24 protein-coding genes and 1 riboswitch are annotated in these 20,765 nt (G+C 72.0%); of the genes, 10 read left to right on the top strand and 14 right to left on the bottom strand.

Annotated features, from left to right (window positions below; all coding sequences use genetic code 11):
- Window positions 1-51: 51 nt before the first annotated feature.
- Window positions 52-519, bottom strand: a complete 468-nt coding sequence (locus tag STRAU_RS23145) for an RDD family protein (protein WP_016642806.1) — start codon at window positions 517-519, stop codon at window positions 52-54.
- A gap of 201 nt (window positions 520-720) precedes the next feature.
- Here STRAU_RS23145 and glnA point away from each other — a divergent pair, with 201 nt between their 5' ends.
- On the top strand, window positions 721-2,130 hold the full coding sequence (gene glnA, locus STRAU_RS23140) for a type I glutamate--ammonia ligase (RefSeq protein ID WP_016642805.1): 1,410 nt from the start codon (window positions 721-723) through the stop codon (window positions 2,128-2,130).
- A gap of 70 nt (window positions 2,131-2,200) precedes the next feature.
- Here the strand turns inward: glnA and STRAU_RS23135 are convergent, their stop codons facing one another.
- Window positions 2,201-2,509, bottom strand: coding sequence for an antibiotic biosynthesis monooxygenase family protein (locus STRAU_RS23135; RefSeq protein WP_037661294.1), 309 nt, complete (start codon window positions 2,507-2,509; stop codon window positions 2,201-2,203).
- Between the two features lie 62 nt (window positions 2,510-2,571).
- Window positions 2,572-3,525 carry a GlxA family transcriptional regulator gene (locus STRAU_RS23130; RefSeq protein WP_016642803.1) on the bottom strand — a complete coding sequence of 318 codons (954 nt, stop codon included), beginning with the start codon at window positions 3,523-3,525 and terminating at the stop codon, window positions 2,572-2,574.
- Between the two features lie 136 nt (window positions 3,526-3,661).
- Here STRAU_RS23130 and STRAU_RS23125 point away from each other — a divergent pair, with 136 nt between their 5' ends.
- The gene (locus tag STRAU_RS23125) at window positions 3,662-4,396 is read left to right on the top strand and encodes a DJ-1/PfpI family protein (protein ID WP_016642802.1); all 735 of its coding nucleotides are present in this window, start codon (window positions 3,662-3,664) and stop codon (window positions 4,394-4,396) included.
- Window positions 4,397-4,539: 143 nt separating this feature from the next.
- On the top strand, window positions 4,540-5,253 hold the full coding sequence (locus STRAU_RS43790) for a hypothetical protein (protein WP_259299965.1): 714 nt from the start codon (window positions 4,540-4,542) through the stop codon (window positions 5,251-5,253).
- A 157-nt stretch (window positions 5,254-5,410) separates the two neighbouring features.
- Here the strand turns inward: STRAU_RS43790 and STRAU_RS23110 are convergent, their stop codons facing one another.
- The 7 genes from STRAU_RS23110 to STRAU_RS23080 form a co-directional block, all read right to left on the bottom strand.
- Window positions 5,411-5,701, bottom strand: a complete 291-nt coding sequence (locus tag STRAU_RS23110; RefSeq protein ID WP_016642800.1) for a DUF6355 family natural product biosynthesis protein — start codon at window positions 5,699-5,701, stop codon at window positions 5,411-5,413.
- A gap of 175 nt (window positions 5,702-5,876) precedes the next feature.
- Window positions 5,877-6,329: an MmcQ/YjbR family DNA-binding protein gene (locus tag STRAU_RS23105; protein ID WP_016642799.1), complete on the bottom strand. Its 453-nt coding sequence runs from the start codon at window positions 6,327-6,329 to the stop codon at window positions 5,877-5,879.
- A gap of 9 nt (window positions 6,330-6,338) precedes the next feature.
- A complete protein-coding gene (locus tag STRAU_RS23100; protein WP_016642798.1) occupies window positions 6,339-7,169 on the bottom strand; it encodes an ABC transporter ATP-binding protein in 831 nt (276 codons plus the stop codon).
- Complete coding sequence (locus tag STRAU_RS23095) at window positions 7,166-8,185, bottom strand: FecCD family ABC transporter permease (protein WP_106968011.1); 1,020 nt, start codon at window positions 8,183-8,185, stop codon at window positions 7,166-7,168. Before STRAU_RS23095 ends, STRAU_RS23100 begins: the two co-directional genes overlap by 4 nt.
- 95 nt (window positions 8,186-8,280) lie before the next feature.
- Entirely contained in the window at window positions 8,281-9,324 is a 1,044-nt protein-coding gene (locus STRAU_RS23090) for an ABC transporter substrate-binding protein (RefSeq protein ID WP_016642796.1), read from the bottom strand.
- 70 nt (window positions 9,325-9,394) lie between these two features.
- A riboswitch (cobalamin riboswitch) is annotated at window positions 9,395-9,581 on the bottom strand.
- Window positions 9,582-9,594: 13 nt separating this feature from the next.
- Window positions 9,595-10,077 (bottom strand): VOC family protein, encoded by a 483-nt coding sequence (locus tag STRAU_RS23085; RefSeq protein ID WP_016642795.1) that lies wholly within the window; start codon window positions 10,075-10,077, stop codon window positions 9,595-9,597.
- The gene (locus STRAU_RS23080) at window positions 10,074-10,952 is read right to left on the bottom strand and encodes an AraC family transcriptional regulator (protein WP_016642794.1); all 879 of its coding nucleotides are present in this window, start codon (window positions 10,950-10,952) and stop codon (window positions 10,074-10,076) included. Before STRAU_RS23080 ends, STRAU_RS23085 begins: the two co-directional genes overlap by 4 nt.
- 175 nt (window positions 10,953-11,127) lie before the next feature.
- Between STRAU_RS23080 and STRAU_RS23075 the strand changes: the two genes are divergently transcribed.
- Entirely contained in the window at window positions 11,128-12,294 is a 1,167-nt protein-coding gene (locus STRAU_RS23075) for an HAD family hydrolase (protein ID WP_037661291.1), read from the top strand.
- Between the two features lie 19 nt (window positions 12,295-12,313).
- On the opposite strand, the gene STRAU_RS23070 is transcribed toward STRAU_RS23075, so the two are convergent.
- From STRAU_RS23070 to STRAU_RS23055, 4 genes are all read right to left on the bottom strand, one after another.
- Window positions 12,314-13,285 (bottom strand): asparaginase, encoded by a 972-nt coding sequence (locus tag STRAU_RS23070; protein WP_016642792.1) that lies wholly within the window; start codon window positions 13,283-13,285, stop codon window positions 12,314-12,316.
- Window positions 13,286-13,372: 87 nt separating this feature from the next.
- Entirely contained in the window at window positions 13,373-14,725 is a 1,353-nt protein-coding gene (locus tag STRAU_RS23065; RefSeq protein WP_016642791.1) for a DUF2252 domain-containing protein, read from the bottom strand.
- A gap of 180 nt (window positions 14,726-14,905) precedes the next feature.
- A complete protein-coding gene (locus STRAU_RS23060) occupies window positions 14,906-15,856 on the bottom strand; it encodes an alpha/beta hydrolase family protein (RefSeq protein ID WP_158692112.1) in 951 nt (316 codons plus the stop codon).
- 52 nt (window positions 15,857-15,908) lie between these two features.
- The gene (locus STRAU_RS23055; protein ID WP_078621416.1) at window positions 15,909-16,268 is read right to left on the bottom strand and encodes a hypothetical protein; all 360 of its coding nucleotides are present in this window, start codon (window positions 16,266-16,268) and stop codon (window positions 15,909-15,911) included.
- Window positions 16,269-16,467: 199 nt separating this feature from the next.
- Here STRAU_RS23055 and STRAU_RS23050 point away from each other — a divergent pair, with 199 nt between their 5' ends.
- From STRAU_RS23050 to STRAU_RS23030, 6 genes are all read left to right on the top strand, one after another.
- Entirely contained in the window at window positions 16,468-16,836 is a 369-nt protein-coding gene (locus STRAU_RS23050; RefSeq protein ID WP_016642788.1) for an arsenate reductase family protein, read from the top strand.
- A 138-nt stretch (window positions 16,837-16,974) separates the two neighbouring features.
- Window positions 16,975-17,445 (top strand): hypothetical protein, encoded by a 471-nt coding sequence (locus STRAU_RS23045; RefSeq protein ID WP_016642787.1) that lies wholly within the window; start codon window positions 16,975-16,977, stop codon window positions 17,443-17,445.
- Between the two features lie 166 nt (window positions 17,446-17,611).
- Entirely contained in the window at window positions 17,612-18,649 is a 1,038-nt protein-coding gene (gene glnII, locus STRAU_RS23040; protein ID WP_016642786.1) for a glutamine synthetase, read from the top strand.
- A 181-nt stretch (window positions 18,650-18,830) separates the two neighbouring features.
- The gene (locus STRAU_RS43065; RefSeq protein WP_016642785.1) at window positions 18,831-18,968 is read left to right on the top strand and encodes a hypothetical protein; all 138 of its coding nucleotides are present in this window, start codon (window positions 18,831-18,833) and stop codon (window positions 18,966-18,968) included.
- A gap of 81 nt (window positions 18,969-19,049) precedes the next feature.
- The gene (locus tag STRAU_RS23035) at window positions 19,050-19,640 is read left to right on the top strand and encodes a winged helix-turn-helix domain-containing protein (protein WP_016642784.1); all 591 of its coding nucleotides are present in this window, start codon (window positions 19,050-19,052) and stop codon (window positions 19,638-19,640) included.
- Window positions 19,641-19,701: 61 nt separating this feature from the next.
- Window positions 19,702-20,697 carry an NAD-dependent epimerase/dehydratase family protein gene (locus tag STRAU_RS23030; protein WP_016642783.1) on the top strand — a complete coding sequence of 332 codons (996 nt, stop codon included), beginning with the start codon at window positions 19,702-19,704 and terminating at the stop codon, window positions 20,695-20,697.
- Window positions 20,698-20,765: the final 68 nt, after the last annotated feature.

Here is a 20,765-nt window from a genome sequence, read left to right as displayed (position 1 = left end):
CCGGGCGCCCCATCGGCGTATGCGGAACGCGGGTGAAGGCCGGACGAGCACCTAGATGCGGACCTGGGCCGCGCGGGCGAGGCGGTCGTGGAGGCCGCGGCCGTCGCGGTCCCAGATCAGGGCCGGGATGCCGACGCACAGCAGCGCGCTGCGGACGAGGACGCGGACGAAGCCGAGACGGCCGCCGTCCTCGCTGACCACGCGCAGGCCGAGCAGGCGCTTGCCGGGGGTGCTGCCGACCGTGCCGACAGTCAGCAGGCTCATCACGAAGAGCAGCCCGAGCGCCCAGTTGCCCATCGCCTGCGGGTTGCCGCGGGCCAGCAGGCCGTATGCGATGACCATGCACAGGCCCCAGTCGATGGCGATGGCGCCGATGCGGCGGCCGGGCCGGGCGATGGAGCCGGGGCCCTCCTCGGGCAGACCGAGCCGCTCGCCGCGGTATCCGAAGTCGACGCCCGCGTCCTCGGCCGCCGCGCGGGGGCCGGAGAGCCACGATCCGATTGCTTGCCTGTTGTCCACCCGTCCACGGTACTGCGCGCCTTTTCGTACGCGGGGTGTGGGTCGCCTTCGCACCCGGCCCGGTTAACTTCGGCGAAACAAATGGGTCACGCTTGAGAAATCCCCCGTCCCTATGGTCGGGTCCCAGCGTGTGCCACCGCACTGGCCGCACCACCGAGCTGCAACCCCGCTCCTCCCCGGGCGGGAAACAGGAGGAGCTGGATGTTCCAGAACGCCGACGAAGCCAAGAAGTTCCTCGCGGACGAGGACGTGAAGTTCGTAGACGTCCGCTTCTGCGACCTGCCGGGCGTCATGCAGCACTTCACGGTCCCGGCCGAGGCGTTCGACCCGGACGAGCAGCTCATGTTCGACGGCTCCTCCATCCGCGGCTTCCAGGCCATCCACGAGTCGGACATGGCGCTCGTGGCGGACCTGTCGACGGCCCGTGTGGACCCCTTCCGGCGGGACAAGACGCTCAACGTCAACTTCTTCATCCACGACCCGGTGACCGGCGAGCAGTACAGCCGTGACCCGCGCAACGTGGCGAAGAAGGCGGAGGCGTACCTGGCCTCGACCGGCATCGCCGACACCGCGTACTTCGGCCCCGAGGCCGAGTTCTACGTCTTCGACTCGGTCCGCTTCGAAACGACGGCGAACCGCTCCGTCTACGAGATCGACTCCGAGGCAGGCGCCTGGAACACCGGCGCGCTCGAGGACAACCGCGGCTACAAGGTCCGCTACAAGGGCGGTTACTTCCCGGCCCCGCCGGTGGACCACTTCGCCGACCTGCGCGCGGAGATCTCCCTGGAGCTCGGCCGCTCCGGCCTGAAGGTGGAGCGCCAGCACCACGAGGTGGGCACGGCGGGCCAGGCGGAGATCAACTACAAGTTCAACACGCTGCTCGCCGCCGCCGACGACCTGATGCTCTTCAAGTACATCGTGAAGAACGTCGCGTGGCGCAACGGCAAGACCGCGACCTTCATGCCGAAGCCGATCTTCGGTGACAACGGCTCGGGCATGCACGTCCACCAGTCCCTGTGGCAGGGCGGCGACCCGCTCTTCTACGACGAGCAGGGCTACGCGGGCCTCTCGGACACCGCCCGCTACTACATCGGCGGCATCCTCAAGCACGCCCCCTCGCTGCTTGCCTTCACCAACCCCACGGTGAACTCCTACCACCGCCTGGTCCCCGGCTTCGAGGCCCCGGTCAACCTGGTCTACTCGCAGCGCAACCGCTCCGCCGCGATGCGCATCCCGATCACGGGCTCCAACCCGAAGGCCAAGCGCGTGGAGTTCCGCGCCCCGGACCCGTCCTCGAACCCCTACCTCGCCTTCTCCGCCCTCCTCCTGGCGGGCCTCGACGGCGTCAAGAACAAGATCGAGCCGGCCGAGCCGATCGACAAGGACCTCTACGAGCTGGCCCCCGAGGAGCACGCGGGCGTCCCCCAGGTCCCCACCTCCCTCCCCGCGGTCCTCGACGCCCTCGAGTCGGACAACGAGTACCTCCAGGCAGGCGGCGTCTTCACGTCCGACCTGATCGAGACGTGGATCGACTACAAGCGCACGAACGAGATCGCCCCGATCCAACTGCGCCCGCACCCGCACGAGTTCGAGCTCTACTTCGACATCTAGACCGCAGGGGCCATGCTGTTGAGGGCCGCCGTCCCGACTCCCGGGGCGGCGGCCCTCGACGTTCTTGTGCTCAGGGGCACTCGGCGACAACCTGGTAGAGGCCAGGGCTGGCGTCGGCGATTCGTTCGGCTTGGGAAACAGAAGCGAGCACGGTGGGGTTGGCGCCGGCGGCCTCGCATGCTTCGGCGCTGTCCCAGTGTGCGATGTTGACGAGCTGGAATCGCGCGTCCGGCAGCAGCGCGCGGTGCAGCCGGACGTCGCGGAACCCAGGCGCTGTACTCATCAGGGCCACGCGTTCGCGCCACTGCTCGATGAATTCGTCGACTTGGTCGGCGGATATTTCGATGACGTTGATGAAAGTAACGCCCTGATCAGTCATGGGGGATTCCTTTTCTGTGATGACGCCCTGCCGGCGCTGCGGCACCGGTGACCTTGGTCCCGCTACGCGGAGGAGGTCGCGCGGAATCGCGCGCGGTACGCCGCGGGCGGCGCCCCGAGCGCGCGCAGGAACACCCGCCGCATCGTCTCGTCCGTGCCGAACCCGCAGGTGTGGGCAATGGTGTGCACACCGGCGTCGCAGGATTCGAGCATCGCCTGCGCCGCCTCCACGCGGACGCGTTCCACGTACTGCCCGGGGGTGCCGCCGACTTCGCGGCGGAAGAGCCGGGTGAGGTGGCGTTCGCTGACGGCGAGCCGCTCGGCCATGGCGGCGAGGGTGTGGTTCCCGCCGGGGTCGGCCACCACGGCATCCAGTACCCGCCGCAGCCCGGCGTTGCGCGGCGGGGTCACCGCGCTGCGCACGCTGAACTGCGACTGGCCGCCGGGGCGTTGGAGGAAGACGACGAGATACTTGGCCGCGGTACGCGCCACCTCGGGGCCGTGGTCCTCCTCGACCAGCGCCAGTGCCAGGTCGATGCCCGCCGTCACCCCGGCGGAGGTGATGACCGGCCCGTCACGTACGTAGATGGCGTCCGGCTCCACCCGCACCCGCGGGAAGCGCCTCGCGAGCGTTTCGCACTCGGCCCAGTGCGTCGTGGCCCGCCGGCCGTCGAGCAGCCCGGCCTCCGCGAGGAGATACGCACCGGTGCAGGCCGACGTCGTACGCCGCGCGCCCGTACCGAGGCGGCGTACGTGCGCGACCAGCTCCGGCGGATGCCCGTGGCCCTTCATCGTCGGATAGCCCGGCACCATCACCGTGTCCACGGTCTCGGGGACGTCCTCCAGCGCCAGCTCGACCCCCAGCGGGATCCCCGTATCGCTCACCACCGCACGCCCGGAGGGCGAGGCGAGCCGGACCCGGTAGCCGGTCCCGTGCAGCACCTGCACCGGACCGGCCACATCGAGCAGCACCACTCCGTCGCCCACGACCACGACCACATCGCTCTCGGTCTTCACGCTCCTCAGTCTCGGCGCCCGGCCGGTACGTCCTCAAGGACAAGCAGCCCACACATCCGGACATCCCCTTCCACGCGCCTTTGGCCCGAGGGGACAGTCATCTGGCCCGACCCGACCGGCCCAAGGAGCACACGACATGCAGCGCCGACACATTCTCCGTACGGGCGCCGCGGCCACAGCCGCGACCGCGCTCGGCCTCGGCACCTCCCCCACCGCCGCTTCTGCCGCCGCCCCCGCCGCCGAGCAGAAGCGCGAGCGAACCCGCGAACTGCGCGTGCACACAGTTCTGTTCGACGCCGTCGAGGAGCAGGACTTCGCGGGCCCCATCGAGGTGCTCGGCATCCTCGCGGACGCCGACAAGCGCCGGATCAAGCAGAGCTTCGTCACCGCCGACGGCCCCCGCACCGTACGGACGTCGTCCGGAATGTATATCGATGTACGCGACCCCTGGGCCCCTCAGGACGCGGACGTCCTGCTCGTGCCGGGCGGGGGCTACGGGAAGGGGTCAGGGGTCGATGACGAGATCAAGCGCGGCGTACTGCCGCGCGCCCTGGCCAGGGCCGAGCGGCCCGGTCTGATCATGGGCGGGATATGCACCGGCGTCATGGTCATGTCGGCGGCGAAGATCACCCGCGGCAGGCCGTGCACGACGCACTTCGCGGCCCGCGATGACCTCGCCAAGCAGGGCGGGAAGCTCACGTACGGGCGTGTCGTGGACGACGGGGACCTGATCACCTGCGGCGGCGTCACCTCGGGCCTCGACCTGGCCCTCTGGCTCGCCGAGCGCCTCTACGGCCCACAGGCCGCGCTGCGTGCCGAGATGATCCTTGAGTACGAACGCCGGGGCACCGTCTGGCGCGCGAAGAGCTGACCGCAGCACCCCTGCCCCAGGGGCTCGCTCCTCGGCGAATGCCGCACGTTCTGAGCCCTGCCATCCTCCCAGAGGGCGGCAGGGCTCAGGCAGCTCTGAGAATTGCGGATGACCGGCCACGGAGCAGTCCGAGGATCCCTACGATGTCGCTCGTCGATGTGGGCGACCGGGTGGGGTGGGTTGTGGGGGACGTTCCGTACGCTGCGTGGCCGCCGATCGGGGGGCCGGCTCCCTGGGCCGCTCTGGACGATCATCTTCTGTACACCTGCCATGTCGTCGCCGACTTGGTGCAGGGCAAGCTCGGCGACCGGTCCCCGGTGCCCTCGATGGTCCGTCTGAGCCCCGGTGAGCTGCCCGTGGCGGTGGGGCCCGCCTCTCGTTCCACCTGGCGTGCTCTCGGTGATGGCTCCTACGCGCACAGCACGACGCTGGCCGTGGGGCGGCCCGGGTTCGTGATCGGAAGCTTGGTGGGGTCGGCGCTTGGCAACGCCGTGCGTCGGCGTCAGGCGGCCGCGGCTGCCCAGCCGCGCTGGGTGGCCGATGGTCATGGAGAGGTGACGGTCACCGACCGGCGGGCCTGTTTCGGGCATCCGCAGAGCTGGCTGGACCTCGCATGGGATGGCCTCGACACGGCGGACCTCGTCGCACCCGACGTCTTCCAGTGCTCCTTCCGGGACATGTACAACGGTTCGCCACAGATCATTCAACTCCACAGCCTCTGGGCGTCGCTGATCTTCGTCCTGGCCGCCCACGCCGCGTTTCCCGCTCACCCTCGGCTCCTGGGCGGAAGCTGGCTGCCGCCGGACTTCGAGACCAAGTGCCAGGCGTTTGGACGCGCTTGCCCTCAAGTCCGCTGAGCCCACGCGGCCAAGCCGCCGCGACGGCCGGGAGGGCCGGGAGAGCCGGGAGAGCCGGGACGGCGGCGGCCCGGGTGCGGGGGGCTCCCCCGTGCCCGGGCCGTAGGTCGGGGCCGCCCGCCGGTGGCCCCGCCTTCTCAGTGGCGGTCGGTCGTCGTCAGCACGTGCGGCCGACGTAATGGGCGCCCTGGATCTTCTCGTCCGAGCCCAGCCACGTGACGCCGGGGCCGACGCAGCGCTCGTAGTCGGGTGCCAGGGCGACCCGGACGTGGATGACGACGCGGGAACCGTCCGACGTGCAGTGGTTGTAGTAGGCGTCGGAGGAGGTCTCGTAGAAGCCGCAGGGGGCGGCGGCCGCGGGGGTCGCGGTGACGGTGACCGCGCCCACGGACGTGAGGGCGAGGGCGGTGGAGGCGAGGGCGGTGGTCAGCAGGCGGCGAAAGGGCACGGCTGGCTCCTTGGTCAAGGGATCAGGGGAACTGGTTCGGCCCGGGGCAAGTCGCGGCGCCGGACGGGATGTCGGCCTGAGAATCGCAGTCCCGCGTCACGCCGGATGGTCGAAAGCTCCGCCTTTCACCTGGAGGAACGATTATCCGTCAGCCGATCGGATGGATCTCTTCCGTTTACTTCCCGGGGAGGGCCGTGACCTGCCCCATGACCTGGGCCGCGAGCCTCTTCGGGGCCTGGACGCAGTAGCTCTCGGTGAGGAGTTCCGCCACCTCGGACCAGTCCGTGTCCGTGTCCATATCCGTGTCCGTGTCCGCTCCCAGGCGCATGCCTACGACGTTCGCGCCCCACGAGACGCGGAAGAACGGCGCGCCCGCGTTCGTCAGCGCCTCGAACTCCTCGCCGTGGGAACGGAACGTGAGGGTCGTGGTGAGGCCCTCGGTGGCGATGGCGCGGGCGGAGGGTGAGTCCGAGCGGGTCAGGTCGGTGCGGTAGACGTGGGCGAAGGTGCGGGTGCGGACGCGCCAGCGGACGCCGGTCCACGCCGGTTCCTCGTACGCGTCGGGGAGGCTGAGGCAGACCGCGCGGAGGTGGGTGAGGACGTCCAGGGGGACTTCGGCGTCGGCCATCCGGTGAGTCTAGGACGCGGTGGGTCCGGGGAGCGGCGGCGACCGCAGGAAGCGGACCGACGGGTGGTCCAGGGGGTCGGCCGGGTCCGCGGGCGGGGTGACCCGGGCCCGTACGCCGTACACGTCCGCGATCAGGGGCTCGGTGATGACCTCGGCGGGGGTGCCGTGTGCGTACGCCCTGCCCTCCTTCAGGACCAGGATCTCGTCGCAGAACATCGCGGCCAGGTTCAGGTCGTGCAGCGCGATCACCGTGGTCACGGGGAGCGACGCGATGAGGTTCAGGAGGTCCAACTGGTGCTGGATGTCCAGGTGGTTGGTGGGTTCGTCCAGGAGGAGCTCGCGCGGGGCCTGGGCCAGGGCGCGCGCGATGTGGGCGCGCTGGCGCTCGCCGCCGGACAGGGTGTGCCAGGACTGGCCCGCCCGGTCGGCCAGCGCGGTGCGGTCCAGGGCCTCCTGGACGGCTCGCTCGTCCGCGGCCGTGCTGGCCGACCACGGCCTGCGGTGCGGTACGCGGCCCAGCGCCACCACCTCTCGTACCGTCAACTCCACCTGTGTGGAAGCGTGCTGATCGACCACCGCCAGCCTGCGCGCCGTCTCCCTGCGGCCGACCCGGGGCAGCGGCGTGCCGTCCAGGGTGACCACGCCCGACGCGGGCGCGAGGACGCCCGACAGGAGGCGCAGCAGCGTGGACTTGCCGGAGCCGTTCGGGCCGAGGAGGCCGAGCGTGCTGCCGGGGCGCGGGGCGAGGGTGATGCCGTCGACGATGAGGCGGCCGCCCGCGGCGTAGGCGACGCGTCCCGCCGCGAGGCCCACATCGGCGTCGGTTCCCTCGTACGTCACGTCGTCTTCCTCGTGCGGTACAGCACCGCCACGAACGCCGGTACGCCGATCAGTGACGTCACGACGCCCACCGGCACCTCCTGGGGGTCGAGGACCGTGCGGGCGAGGGTGTCCACCCAGATCAGGAAGACCGCGCCGGCGAGCGCCGTCACCGGGAGCAGGCGCGGGTGGCCCGCGCCCACCACCGCCCGTGCCGCGTGCGGCAGGGCCAGGCCCACGAAGCCGATCGCGCCGGCGCTGCTGACCAGCGTCGCCGTGAGCAGTGCCGTCGTACAGAGCAGGACCAGGCGCACCCGTGTCACATGGACGCCGAGGGTGGCAGCCGCGTCCTGGCCGAACGCGAACGCGTCCAGGGCGCGGGCGTGCAGCAGGCACACGGTGAGCGCGGCGAAGAGGACCGCCGCGCACAGCCACACGTCCGTCCAGTCCGCTCCGCTCAGCGAGCCGAGGAGCCAGAACAGCACGCCGCGCGTGGTCTCCGCGTCCGCGGCCGTCAGGACGACGAAGGAGGTCAGCGCGGAGAAGAGCTGCATCGCGGCGACGCCGGACAGGACCACCCGGTCCACCGTGTCGCCGAGGGCGTGGCTGAGGAGGAGGACGAGGGAGAAGGACAGGACGGCGCCGACGAACGCCCCCGCCGAGACGGTGAGGACGCCCCCGCCGACTCCGAGGACCACCACGGCCACCGCGCCCGTGGACGCGCCGGACGAGACGCCGAGCACGAACGGGTCCGCGAGCGGATTGCGCAGCAGCGACTGGAGTACCGCCCCGCACACCGCGAGGCCCGCGCCGCACACCGCCGCGAGGACCGTGCGCGGCATCCGCAGGTTCCACACGATGCCGTCGCGGATCGGCGTCAGTTCGGCCTCGCCCCAGCCGAGGTGCGCCGCGACCGCCGACCACACGTCGGGCACGGAGATGTCGGCGGGGCCGATGGTGATCGCGAACGCGATGGACAGGAACAGCACGGCGAGGCCGGCCAGGCCGAAGAGGCCGGCGCGCAGTCCTCCGCGCAGCCGCTCCCGGCCCCTCCGGCTCCCCGGGCTCCCCGAGCTCCCCGGGAGACCGTCCGGCCCGTCATGCCGTACGCCGCCGCCGGGCACGGCCGTCCTCACTTCGCCAGGCCGAACTCACGCAGCCCCGCCGCCACTTGTTCGATGCCGTCGACGGTACGGATGCCCGGGTTCAGGCCCTGGCCGCTGAGCAGGACGTACCGCTTCTTCTTCACGGCCGTGAGGTTCTTCGTGGCCGGGTTGGACTCCAGGAACCTGATCTTCTGGCGGGCGCTCTCGGCGGACTGGGACTTGCGGGTGAGGTCGCCGATGACCAGCACGTCGGGGTCGCGGTCTGCGATGGTCTCCCAGTTGATCTGGGGCCACTCCTCGCGGGTGTCGGCGAAGGCGTTCTTCACGCCGAGTTCGCGGGTGATGATGCCGGGCGCGCCGCAGCAGCCCGCGATGTACGGCGCCTCGGAGTTGGCGAACCAGTACATGACGGAGGCGTCGGACGCGTCGATGGACTTCTTCGCCTTCGCGGTGCGGGACTTGAGGTCGGCGATCAGCTTCGCGCCGCGCTTCTCCACGTCGAAGACCCGGGCGAGGTCGCGGATCTCGCCGTACACGGTGTCCATGGTGAGGGTCTTGGTGCGGGTGCCGTCGCCGTCACCCGCGTTGTCCTTGCCGGCGCAGTCGGTGGGCGAGACGTAGACGGGTACGCCGAGCTCGGTGAACTTGGCGCGGTCGGCGACGCCGCCCTTGCCGACCGTGTAGAGGAACGAGGCGCTGACGAAGTCCGGCTCCTTGTCGAGGACCTTCTCCAGCGCCGGATAGCGGTCGGCGAGCCGCTCGACCTTGGCGTTCTCCTTCTCCAGGCCCTTGCGGACCGGGTCCGTCCAGGTGCCGGTGCCCACCATGCGGTCGGCCAGACCGAGGGAGAGGAGGATCTCCGTGGAGCCCTGGTCGAGGGAGACGGCGCGCCGTGGCGGAGCCGGTACGCGGGTCTTGTCGCCGCAGGAGGTCAGCGTGACCGGATACCCGGCGCGCGCCTTGTCGGACTGTTTCGCCTCCGAGCCACCGCCGCACGCGGTGAGCAGGACGAGCCCCGCGCCGAGCAGGGCGGCACAGCGGATACGTACGTGTCGCGTGGTCGAAGGCACGGTCGAAGGCACACGTCTTCCCGAGTCTCAGGGCTCATGCGCGGAGCCTGGTCTGCGAACTCCGCCGCCCGTGCGGACGGCGGTGCCAGCAGGTCTTCGGACTCGGGTTCGTCCGGACGGGGCCGCCTTCCCGGAGGTCCATGGACTCCCAGTGGCCGCTGGCCCCGCCCGTCCCCCTCACCGCTGCGCGTCAGTTCCGGACTTCCACCGGATTCCCCGACCCTGGTACGGGTACGACTGGCGTGCGCAAGCTATCACCCCGGCGCGGCGTCACACCTGGTCGGGGCGGGGCTCTCCGGGGTAGGTGCCGAAGGACCACAGGTTTCCCTCGGGGTCGGCGATCGCGAACTCCCGGCTGCCGTACGGCTGGTCCTCGATCTCGCGGACCACCTTCGCCCCGGCGGCGGTCAGGCGGCGGTAGAGGTCGTCGACGCGGTCGGTGACGACGTACGCCCCGAAGGTGCCCGGTTCCCGGCACCACGCGGCGGTCTTCGGGTTGTGGCTGCCGAGCATGACCCCGCCACCCTCGGGCCAGTCGAGCTGTGCGTGGGCGACGCGGTCGCCGTCCTCGTAGACGGCGGTGCGCAGGAAGCCGACCGTGTCGACGAGGAAGTCGATCAGGGCGGGGGCGTCGTGGGCCTGGAAGGTGGGCCAGACGTCGGGGGCGCGCCGATTCGTGGCGGTCTGCGCGGCCTGGGTGTCGTGGGAGATTCGTGCGGTTTGTGCGGTCTGGGCGGTTTCGTTGGTGTTCATGTGTCCCAGTCTTCGCCGTTGGCGTGGCCTCCGGCTTGGATATTCCGGCACTCCTCGGCCACCCAGGCGCTCGGGCTCAGGTCCGTGTACTGGCGGAAGTCCCGTACCAGGTGGGAGTGGTCGTAGTACCCGCAGTCGGCGGCGATCCGGGCGAGGTCGGGGCGCGTGTCCGCGACGACGCCGCGCACGACGGCGGCCTTCGCGTGCTGGAAGCGGATGAGGCGGGCCGCCTGCTTGGGGGTGACGCCGGTCTCGGCGCGGAAGAGCGCGGACAGCCGGCGCTCACTGAGCGCGACGTGCGCGGACAGGCCGCGCAGGGTGCCCGCGCCGCGGTGCCGCGCGAGCCAGGCCCACGCCTCGGCCACCTCCGGGCGCACCTCCCCGGCGCGTTCGGCGTCGGCCGCGCGGCGGGCCAAGTAGGCGTTCAGGAAGGCGAATCGGTCGCGCCAGTCGTCCTGCTCGCAGAGGCGTTCGCGTACGTCGGCGGCGAGGCGGCCGAGGACGTCGGTGCCGTCGGTGACGAGCTGCCCCATCAGCTCGGCGGCGGGCAGGCCGAGGAGCGCGCGGGCCGCGAGGGGGTGCACGGCGAGCTGGATGCCCGCCTCGTGCTCGGGCTGGGCGACGTACGCGGGCCGCTGGTGCAGGCCGCCGACGACGATGTCCGTGTGGACGGCGTCGGGGCCGGTCACCCGGTCGGGAGTGGGGCCGGTGGTGACGGGGCCGTCGAGGGAGAAGATCAGCGTGAGGTACGGCGACGGCAGGCCGCGGTGGAGGGCGGGGCGCTGGCCGCGCGTGCGGTAGCCGACGGCGGAGACGACGTGGCCGCCGGGCGGGGGTGCGGCGCGGACGAACTCGCGCTGGGGAGTGTCACCCATGCCCCCATTGTGCGCGGGCGCGGTCGGGCCTGTCGTCCCGTGCGGCTACCCGCGTCCCGCCGTCCCATGCCCACCACGGACGGTGACCTCGATCATGGGAATCTCGCGGCCGACCCTCGTACCATGGCGCGCCGCTCCGGACGGGACGGCGCAGCGCTTTCAGGGAACGGGAATCATGGCAATTCGGGCAAAGGGCAGGCTTGCGGTCGTCGGAGCGGCGGGGGCGCTGGCGGCGGCGGTGTTCGCGGGCGGCGCGCTGTGGCCGTCGGCGGACGCGAACGCCGCTGACGCGAGGGCCGCGGAGGCGGGGACGCCCACCGCGTCCGCCCGCGCCGCCGCGACCGGGCTCAAGCACTGGCCCAAGCCGGTGGCCGCGAAGCTCGGCAAGGTCATCGCGAAGAACGAGGGGAAGGGCGCGTACGCCGTCTTCGACGCGGACAACACGACGTACCGCCACGACCTGGAGGAGGCACTGCTTCCGTTCCTGGAGATGAAGGGCGTCCTGACCAGGAAGTCGATGGCCCCCTCCTTGAAGGTCATCCCGTTCAAGGACACGGCCACGCACAAGGAGAGCCTCTACAGCTACTACAACCGCCTCTGCGAGGTCGACGACCAGGTCTGCTACCCGTGGGCGGCGCAGATCTTCTCCGGCTTCACGCTGAAGCAGCTGAAGGGGTACGTGGACGACCTGCTCGCGTACGACAAGCCGATCCCGGCGACGTACTACGACGAGCACGGCAAGGTCACGAAGACCGAGGTCGAGCGGCCCGAGTTCTTCCCCGGCATGCAGGAGCTGTACAAGTCACTGCGCGCGCACGGCATCGAGGTGTACGTCGTGAGCGCGGCGAGCGAGGACCTGGTGCGGATGGTGCTCGCCGACCCGAAGTACGGGTACGGCGTGAAGCCGCAGAACGTCATCGGCGTCGGCATGCAGCTCAAGGACCCGAAGACGGGCCGGGTCACCAGCTCCCGCAAGGAGATCGCCGAGGGCCGCTTCGGCCCGAAGGACCGGGCGCGCCTTGCCAAGTACGAGCTCACGCCGAACCTTTGGGCGCCCATGACCTGGTACCAGGGCAAGCCCGCGGCCATCTCCACGTACATCGACGAGTGGAAGAAGCCCATTCTTGTGGCTGGGGATACGCCGGTGAGTGATGGGCCGATGCTGTTCCACTCCGCGGACGTGCGGCACGGGGGCGTCCGCGTGTGGGTCAACCGCAAGGACAGCTACATGAAGCAGCTGGACGGCATGAAGCGGAAGAACGCGGCGCGGCAGCGGGAGTTGGGGCAGCCGGTCACCGCGGACAAGCGGTGGCTCACGGTGACGCCTGAGCAGATCGGTTAGTTCAGGGCGTTGCTCCTGGTCAGCCCGCTCGCAGGCGGTCGAAGGCCGCCGCCGTCGTCGTGCGGTCCGCTCCGTCTGCGAGCAGCGCGTACAGGAGGATGCGGGCCTTCGGTCCGTCCAGGTGGCCCGCGGAGATCAGGCCGCGGGCCAGCATGTCGGACTCCGAGCCCGGGCCGTTGTACGTCTCGCTGAGCAGCGGGCCCGCGCCGGTGCGGGACGCGAGGACGACCGGCATCCGGGCGGCGACGGCCGTCAGCGGTTCGACCAGCCACTTCGGTACGTGGCCCGCGCCGAAGGCTGCGACCACCAGGCCGTCGAAGCGGTCGTCCACCGCCTCCAGGAGTTCGCCCTGGTCGCCGAGTGTGAGGGTGAGCAGGGCTACTCGGGCCGGGGTGCGCAGGCGCAGTGGGCGTTCCACGGTGGGGTGTGCGGGGCGGAGCAGGATGTGCGGGACGCCCTCCACGACCCGGCCCAGCGGGCCCGCGCCCGGCGAGGCGAACGTGGCCACCGACGTGGTGTGCGCCTTGCGTACGTGACGCGCGGCGTGGATCTCGTCGGCGAGGACCGTGAGGACGCCGAGGCCGCGGCAGTTCTTGTCGGCCGCCACGGCCAGGGCCGCGGCCAGGTTTGCCGGGCCGTCCGCGCCCGGGTGGTCGGGGCGGCGCATCGCGCCCGTGACGACCACGGGTTCGCGCTGCGCGCAGGCCACGTCGAGCAGGAACGCCGTCTCCTCCAGGGTGTCCGTGCCCTGGACGACCACCGCGCCGTGGCCGGCCGCGGTGGCCTCGTCGACCTTCTCGGCCAGCTCTGCCAGGTCGTCCAACGTGAGGGAGGAGCCGGGGAGTTGGCGGACGTCGTTCAGCTCCACTTCTACGCCCGGCGGGATCGGGGCGGAGGCCAGGGTTTCGGCGCCTGTGAGGCGGGTGGTTCCTCCGCCCGCCTGGGCGGAGATGGTGCCGCCGAGGGTGAAGACGCTGACTTTCTTGGGCATGGGGGGGCTCGATTCTGTGCGGGTGCGGGGTGGGTGGGCCCTGCGGGGCTTTCCCCAGTCCCGCCCCTTCCCTGAACGGCCTCGTCCTCAAACGCCGGACGGGCTATGTGGGTCGGCCGGGAGGATGCCCGCCGCTATCGCGTTGCACAGGGCCTCGTGATCCTGTGTGTTCTGGGTGGCGTATCTGACCGCGAAGTCCGCGATCGCGCGGTCGAAGGTGTCGGCTCCGCCCAGGTACGCGGCGATGGCGATGCGGTCGCCGGAGCGGGCGTGGGCGCGGGCCAGGGCGGTGCCGCAGAGGCGGGCGTACGCGTGGAGTTCGGCGGGGTCGAGGGTGGTGAGGTCGAGGGAGCCCTTCATGTCGCGGAGCTGGCGCCAGTAGTAGGCGCGGCCCTGGGGACCCGTCATCCAGCCGAGGAAGATGTCGCCGGCGGCCTGGAGCAGCCGCTGGCCCGCGACGACGCGGTGGCCGGGGTGGACGTGCGGGCCCGACGGGAGGTGTTCCTCCAGGACCGAGTGCACCGCCTCCTTGATCTGGAGGAAGAGGGGGTCCCCGGAGTCGCGGCCGGTGAGCAGGACGATGAAGCAGCGGGTGCCCACGCTGCCGACGCCGACGACCTTGCGGGCCGCGTCGACGAAGCGGTACCGGTCGAGGAGGAGGCGGCGTTCCTCGGCGAGCGTCGAGCGGTAGTCGCCGAATATCTTGCGCAGGGCCGCCACGTCGGGCGGCCCCGCCGGTTCGAGGAGCGGCGGGTCGTGGATGATGCGGCGCCGCCCGTCGACGAGTTCCGTGAGCTTGCCGAGGGCCTGCAGGCTGGTGCGGCGGCGGGCGCGGTCCAGGCGGGCCTCGGCGCGCTTGCGGTGGCGGGCCGAGTCGATGAGCGGCAGCAGCTCGTGGGCGTCCATGCGCTCGTACCAGACGTCGAGTTCGCCCTTGCGGGCCAGGCGCCGCATGCCCTTGCGGTACGCGGTGGCGGCGGCGAGCGCCGCGGCGTGCGCCCGGTCCTCGCCGTGCCCCTGCTCGCCCGTGACGGCGGCGACGCTGGCGGCGAGCCGTTTGACGTCCCACTCGAAGGGGCCGGGGTACGTCTCGTCGAAGTCGTTGAGGTCGAAGAGCAGGCTGCGTTCCGGGGAGGCGAACACGCCGAAGTTCAACAGGTGGGCGTCGCCGCTGAGTTGGACGGTGAGGCCGGTGTGGCGCTGGGTGCCGAGGTCGCCCGCCATGACGGCGGCCGCGCCGCGCAGGAAGGCGAACGGCGAGGCGGCCATCCTGCCGTACCGGATCGGAAGCAGTTCCTGGACGCGGTCGGCGGCCTGCCGCTCCAGGACGGTCACCGGGTCGGCGCGGTCGGCGGACGGGATCCAGACCCCGTGCGAGGAGCGGGAGGCACGCTTGCGGGCCGCCTTGCCGCGTTCCGCGCGCTCGGCCGGCGTGGTCATCGGCGAACCCCTCTCGGACGGGCGGACGGCCCCGGGCGGACCGGGCCCGCCCGGGGCCGGGACCCGCACCCCGCGCCCTCGCGGGCTGCCGCGGCTTCCTTGCTAAGCAGCCAAAGCGGCGAGGGGGTGGGGCGCATGCCGGGTACGCCGAACGAGTGAACCGGCGACGCCCTGCGGGCGTCACGCCGAGTCCCGGCCGAGTCCGGGGAGGGCTGCCGTCCACTCCGCCACCCCGCGCGCCAGCGCCCCGCCCGCGCGGGTCCAGGCGAAGTGGTCGAGGCGGGCGCCCGCCTCGTGTCGGGTGTAGTGGCGGCGGGTGACCTGGGCCCGCGGGGCCTTCGACACGAGGTGGGTCACGGCGGATGCCGGGGCGTACGTGTCGTGTTCGACGGAGACCGCGAGCACGGGCACGGCCAGCGCGCGCAGGGCGGATTCGTAGTCCAGCTCGGAGCCGGCGGGGCGGTAGCGGCCGGTGCGGCCCTGGCGCGCCCAGTCCCGCATGATCCCCTTGGTCTGGTTGCCGCCGAAGCCGAAGCGGGTGCCTGGCCAGCGGCCGAGCAGCGTCGCGGTCGCCGCGATGAGGGTCGTCCCGGCCAGCAGGGCGGGCGCACGCCCTGCTCCGTACGCCCGGTACCAGACGGAGCCCGCCGCGACGAGCACGACTCCGTCGACCGAGGGCCCCGGCCCGGCCGCCGCGTACAGCAGGGCCAGCTGACCGCCCAGGCTGTGGCCGAGCAGGAACAGCGGCGGCCCGGAGCCGAACTCGGCCCGGACGGCGTCGAGCACCGCCACGAAGTCCTGCTCCAGGAGCGTACGGAAGCCGTGGTCCCGCGCCGCCGGGTCCGTCACCCGCGGCGTGCTCTCGCCCTGGCCCCGCAGGTCCGCGGTGACGACGCTCAGGCCCGCGGCGTGCAACTCGCGCGCGAAGTGACGGTAGACCCGGGCCGGGGTGCCCATGGCGGGCAGCACGAGCACGACGGGCGGCGACGGCACGGCAGATGCAGCCGTCGACGGCCCCGCGCGCAGCCCCCGCACCGGGATGCGGGTGCCGTCCGCCGTCTTCACCGTGGTCAGCAGCGGCAGCTCCCCCTCGGGTCGCGCCGCGGCCATGGCATGTTCCGGCTGAGTCATGAGCGTCAGCATGTCCCATGGCCCCGGCCCTTGCGTAGGGCCGGGGCCCGCCTCAACGGCTGTAGCGCATCAGGGCCCGCACCATGTGGCACGTGGTGTCCGACGGGGGGTGGATGCCCACCGTCTCGGCCATGGTCCGTATCCGTACGTTGCTCGCCTGGTTGGGGACGAGGACGCCCGAGTCGAGCAGGGCGATCGCCAGGCGCATGGCCTTGAGGCGGCGGTTGTGCGTGACGTACCAGTCGCGCGGGCGGCCGGGAGGCAGGGGGCGCTTCTCCAGCGGGACATACGGCACCTCGCAGAGCGCGGGCCGGTCCGGACGCGGCGCGCGCGACGAACGCGAAGAGCGCGGGGCGGGAGACGTGCGGGAGCGGGTGACGGCGGACTTCGACGGCAGTGCGGCAGCGGGCACAGGCATCCTCCTGTCGCGGTTCAGGAACCCTCACGGGCACCTTCGAACATTGCTTCCATTCTACTGTCCGGCACTGACAACGGCCGCTCCCCCAGCCGTCAATCCTCCCTGGCCAGAGGGGGTTTGGGGAGGGACACGGGGTGGGCGGCGAGGGTGCGCGGACCCCTGGTGCGGGTGGGGCGCGGGTAGCTTGTGGGGCATGGAGATCTGGATCAATCCCGCCTGCTCGAAGTGCCGCAACGCCCTCGCCCTGCTCGACGAGGAGGGCGCCACGTACACCGTCCGCCGCTACCTCGAGGACGTGCCGACCACCGACGAGATCCGCGCCGTCCTCGACCGCCTCGGCCTGGAGCCCTGGGACATCACGCGCACCCAGGAGGCCGACGCCAAGGAGCTCGGCCTGAAGGACCGTGAGCGCTGGCCGCGCGACGCGTCCGGCCGCGAGGCGTGGATCGATGCGCTCGCCGCCCACCCGAAGCTCATCCAGCGGCCCATCATCACCGCGGCCGACGGCACGGCGGTGGTCGCGCGCTCGGAGGAGGCGGTACGGGACGCCCTGTCCCGGTAGCAGTACGGAAAGGCCCTCTCCCGATGACCGTCCGATCGGCGACAGCAGGCAAAACGTTACATACCGGCCCATAGGGTTGAGTGCTCCACCTGCGAAGAGCAGGACGCCGGGGAACGACACCGGAGGAAGGAGCGCACCGTGCGGAGCTGGCTGTCCGGAGGCGTATACGGCACGGTCCTGGCGAGCGCGCTGCTCGCCGCCCTGCATTCCGAGGGCGCCCCCTACACGCCGTACTACGACGCGGCCTGGATCATGATCACCGCCGGCACGGCCGCGCTCGCGCACGGCTACGCCCACCACATGGGCACCCACCGGCCGGGCAGCGGGATGCACCGCTGGCGCCAGCTCGCGTGGGCGCTGGCCGACGAGTGGCCGGTGGTGATCGCCTGCTGGCCGACCGTCGCCCTGCTGGTGCTCGCCGGGATCATGGGTTGGCCCGAGAACGACGTCACGTACGCGGGACTGACGCTGAACGCGGCCCTGCTCTTCGCCTGGGGCACCTTCGGCGCGCTGCGCGCGGGGTACCGCAGGAGCCCGGCCGTGCTCATCGGCTTCGCGGACGCGACTATCGGGCTGCTGATCGCGGCGGCCAACGCCGTCATCAAGTAGCCGCACCGCGCGGCCCGACGTGACACGGGCCACGCACGCCCCAGGTAACACGGGGTTCACAAACGGGCAACGGACGGGAAATCGCGGGTTGGCAGTCTGCGGACCATCACCACGGACCGCAGCACCCGCACGTCTGCGCCGTACCAAGTGTCAAAGGATGAGGCCCGTGACCTTCAAGGCTGAGTACATCTGGATCGACGGCACCGAGCCGACGGCCAAGCTCCGTTCGAAGACGAAGATTCTGGCCGACTCCCAGCGCGCCACCACGGTCACGGACCTGCCCATCTGGGGCTTCGACGGCTCGTCCACGAACCAGGCCGAGGGCCACGCCTCCGACCGCGTGCTCAAGCCCGTGGCCAGCTACCCGGACCCGATCCGCGGCGGCGACGACATCCTCGTCCTGTGCGAGGTCCTCGACATCGACATGACGCCGCACGCGTCCAACACCCGCGCCGCGCTCGCCGAGGTCGCCGAGCGGTACGCCGCCCAGGAGTCGATCTTCGGCATCGAGCAGGAGTACACCTTCTTCAAGGGCGCGCGCCCGCTCGGCTTCCCCGAGGGCGGCTTCCCCGCCGCGCAGGGCGGCTACTACTGCGGCGTCGGCGCGGACGAGATCTTCGGCCGCGACGTCGTCGAGGCGCACCTGGACAACTGCCTCAAGGCGGGCCTCGGCATCTCCGGCATCAACGCCGAAGTGATGCCGGGACAGTGGGAGTTCCAGGTCGGCCCGCTGTCCCCGCTGGAGGTCTCCGACCAGCTGTGGGTGGCCCGCTGGCTGCTCTACCGCACCGCCGAGGACTTCGGCGTCTCCGCGACCCTTGACCCGAAGCCGGTGAAGGGCGACTGGAACGGCGCGGGCGCGCACACCAACTTCTCCACGAAGGCGATGCGCGAGGGCTACGCCGCGATCATCACCGCGTGCGAGTCGCTCGGCGAGGGCTCCAAGCCGATGGACCACGTCAAGAACTACGGCGCGGGCATCGACGACCGCCTCACCGGCCTGCACGAGACCGCCCCGTGGAACGAGTACAGCTACGGCGTCTCCGACCGCGGCGCCTCCGTGCGCATCCCGTGGCAGGTCGAGAAGGACGGCAAGGGCTACATCGAGGACCGCCGCCCGAACGCCAACGTCGACCCGTACGTCGTGACGCGGCTGCTCGTCGACACCTGCTGCTCGGCCCTGGAGAAGGCCGGCCAGGTCTGACCCGCTCCGTACGTTCCGTCTGTTTCCGTCAGGGGCGCCCGCCGTATCGGTGGGCGCCCCTGACGTCGTGCCCAACGCCCCTTGCGGGAGGGGCCAATTCGCGCCACGGGCGCGCCAAGGGTTCGTATCAACGTGCGAGAGGGATCCGCCGGAGGCGCTCCCATCTGCTTCAATGGGGGGCATGGGCAGCTTCCGGAACACCGCGACGGGTCACCGTGACCTCGCGCCTTTCTGGGACCTGGAGCCTTTCTGGCCCTCCCGGCAGCACCACGACTTCGACCGGGTGTGTTGCCGCGCGCTGACCGCGCGGGCCCGCTGAAGCCGTTCTTCCGGCCTCCGGCCTGACGCGCACGACGTACGTCCTCGACGACTCCTTCGCGCGAAAGAGCTGACTCATCTCATGGCGAACTCCCGTTCCTTCTCCGCCGCCTCCGTCCCCACCGCCGCCCGTCCCGCCGCGCCCTCGGCGCGGGGACGGCTGCGGGCCGTGTCCCCCGACGAAGTGGTGCCGGGCTCCGGCCTCGCCGACTTCTCGGGCTTCCTGCCGCCCGGCGCGACCCTGCTGCCGGCGCCTCAGCACACCCTCCCCACCCTGCCGGGGCAGCCCCCGATGGTCGGCTACCTGGTCCTCCTGCCCGCCGAGGAACCCCTCGCCGGCGGGCCCCTCGCCGGTGGGCCGACGCTCCAGGACGACGGCGCCGGGCCGGTCCGCGTCGACGCCGCCCGGCGCTCCGCGCACGTCGACGGGCGGCCGCTGGACCTCACGTACCTGGAGTTCGAACTCCTCGCCCACCTCGTCGCGCACCCGCATCGGGTGCACACCCGCGATCAGCTGGTGACGACGGTGTGGGGGTACGGGCACGTGGGCGACGGGCGGACCGTCGACGTCCACATCGCCCGGCTCCGGCGCAAGCTGGGGGCCGAGCACCGGGGGACGATCCAGACGGTGCGGCGGGTCGGGTACAAGTACGCGCCGCCGACCGCGGGCTGACGTTCTCCCACCGGCGAAATCCCGTTCCCCGGCGGCCGGTCGCCGGGGCAGAGTCTGCCCCATGAAACTTCTGATGCTGGGCGGTACGGAGTTCGTGGGGCGGGCCGTCACCGAGGACGCGCTCGCGCGCGGCTGGGACGTGACGGTCTTCCACCGGGGGCGGCACGCGGCGCCGGACGGCGCGCGGGCCGTCCACGGGGACCGTACGACGGCCGAGGGGCTCGCGGCGCTCGCCGACGCGGGCGGCGCGTACGACGCCGTCGTGGACACCTGGTCCGGGGCGCCGCGTGCCGTCCGGGACGCGGCGCGGCTGCTCGCCGGGAGCACCGGCCGGTACGCGTACGTGTCCAGCGGGTCGGTGTACCGCTACCCCGGGACGGCCGGGTCGGACGAGTCCTACCCCGTCGTGGACGGGGATCCGGACGCCGACGCCGTCGCGTACGCGGAGGACAAGCGCGGCGGCGAACTGGCCGCGGAGGGCGCCTTCGGCGCCGATCGGACGCTGCTGGTGCGGGCCGGGCTCATCCTCGGTCCGTACGAGAACATCGGGCGGCTGCCGTGGTGGCTGAACCGGGTCGCCCGGGGCGGGCCGGTGCTCGCGCCCGGGCCGCGGGACGCCGCCGTCCAGTACGTCGACGTGCGCGACCTCGCCGCGTGGACGCTGGACGCGGTGGCGGCCGGGCTCTCCGGCCCGTACAACCTCATCTGCCCCAAGGGGCACGTGACGATGGGCTCTTTGCTGGACGCGTGCGTTTCCGTGGCGGGGGCGCCCGGGGTGGAGCTCGTGTGGACGGACCCCGAGGCGGTCCTCGCGGCTGGGGTCGAGCCGTGGAGCGAGCTGCCGGTGTGGCTGCCGCCGGGGGAGCTGTACGACACGATGCACGACACGAGCTCTGCGAAGGCTGTGCGGGCGGGGCTGCGGTGCCGTTCCGCCGAGGAGACGGTCGCCGACACGTTCCGCTGGCTCCGGAGCCTTGGCGGGGTGGCCCCGCAGCGGCCCGACCGGCCTGTCGTGGGCCTCTCCCCCGAGCGGGAGGCGGCCGTACTGGGGCTGTAGCCACCGGCTCCGTGGCGAGCGCCGCCCCAGGCGCACCGCCGCCCGGGGCTGTGCCCACCCGTCCCGCC

Origin of the sequence: Streptomyces aurantiacus JA 4570 (genome assembly GCF_000414115.1) — a bacterium.
GTDB lineage: Bacteria > Actinomycetota > Actinomycetes > Streptomycetales > Streptomycetaceae > Streptomyces > Streptomyces aurantiacus_A.
This window is presented reverse-complemented; position numbering and strand designations above follow the sequence as displayed.

Bases quoted from the DNA above. Each gene is read 5' to 3' on its own strand.
- glnA (WP_016642805.1), top strand. From the start codon at position 721: ATGTTCCAGAACGCCGACGAAGCCAAGAAGTTCCTCGCGGACGAGGAC.
- STRAU_RS23135 (WP_037661294.1), bottom strand. From the start codon at position 2,509: ATGACTGATCAGGGCGTTACTTTCATCAACGTCATCGAAATATCCGCC.
- STRAU_RS23125 (WP_016642802.1), top strand. From the start codon at position 3,662: ATGCAGCGCCGACACATTCTCCGTACGGGCGCCGCGGCCACAGCCGCG.
- STRAU_RS43790 (WP_259299965.1), top strand. From the start codon at position 4,540: ATGTCGCTCGTCGATGTGGGCGACCGGGTGGGGTGGGTTGTGGGGGAC.
- STRAU_RS23105 (WP_016642799.1), bottom strand. From the start codon at position 6,329: ATGGCCGACGCCGAAGTCCCCCTGGACGTCCTCACCCACCTCCGCGCG.
- STRAU_RS23085 (WP_016642795.1), bottom strand. From the start codon at position 10,077: ATGAACACCAACGAAACCGCCCAGACCGCACAAACCGCACGAATCTCC.
- STRAU_RS23080 (WP_016642794.1), bottom strand. From the start codon at position 10,952: ATGGGTGACACTCCCCAGCGCGAGTTCGTCCGCGCCGCACCCCCGCCC.
- STRAU_RS23075 (WP_037661291.1), top strand. From the start codon at position 11,128: ATGGCAATTCGGGCAAAGGGCAGGCTTGCGGTCGTCGGAGCGGCGGGG.
- STRAU_RS23070 (WP_016642792.1), bottom strand. From the start codon at position 13,285: ATGCCCAAGAAAGTCAGCGTCTTCACCCTCGGCGGCACCATCTCCGCC.
- STRAU_RS23065 (WP_016642791.1), bottom strand. From the start codon at position 14,725: ATGACCACGCCGGCCGAGCGCGCGGAACGCGGCAAGGCGGCCCGCAAG.
- STRAU_RS23060 (WP_158692112.1), bottom strand. From the start codon at position 15,856: ATGACTCAGCCGGAACATGCCATGGCCGCGGCGCGACCCGAGGGGGAG.
- STRAU_RS23050 (WP_016642788.1), top strand. From the start codon at position 16,468: ATGGAGATCTGGATCAATCCCGCCTGCTCGAAGTGCCGCAACGCCCTC.
- STRAU_RS43065 (WP_016642785.1), top strand. From the start codon at position 18,831: ATGGGCAGCTTCCGGAACACCGCGACGGGTCACCGTGACCTCGCGCCT.
- STRAU_RS23035 (WP_016642784.1), top strand. From the start codon at position 19,050: ATGGCGAACTCCCGTTCCTTCTCCGCCGCCTCCGTCCCCACCGCCGCC.
- STRAU_RS23030 (WP_016642783.1), top strand. From the start codon at position 19,702: ATGAAACTTCTGATGCTGGGCGGTACGGAGTTCGTGGGGCGGGCCGTC.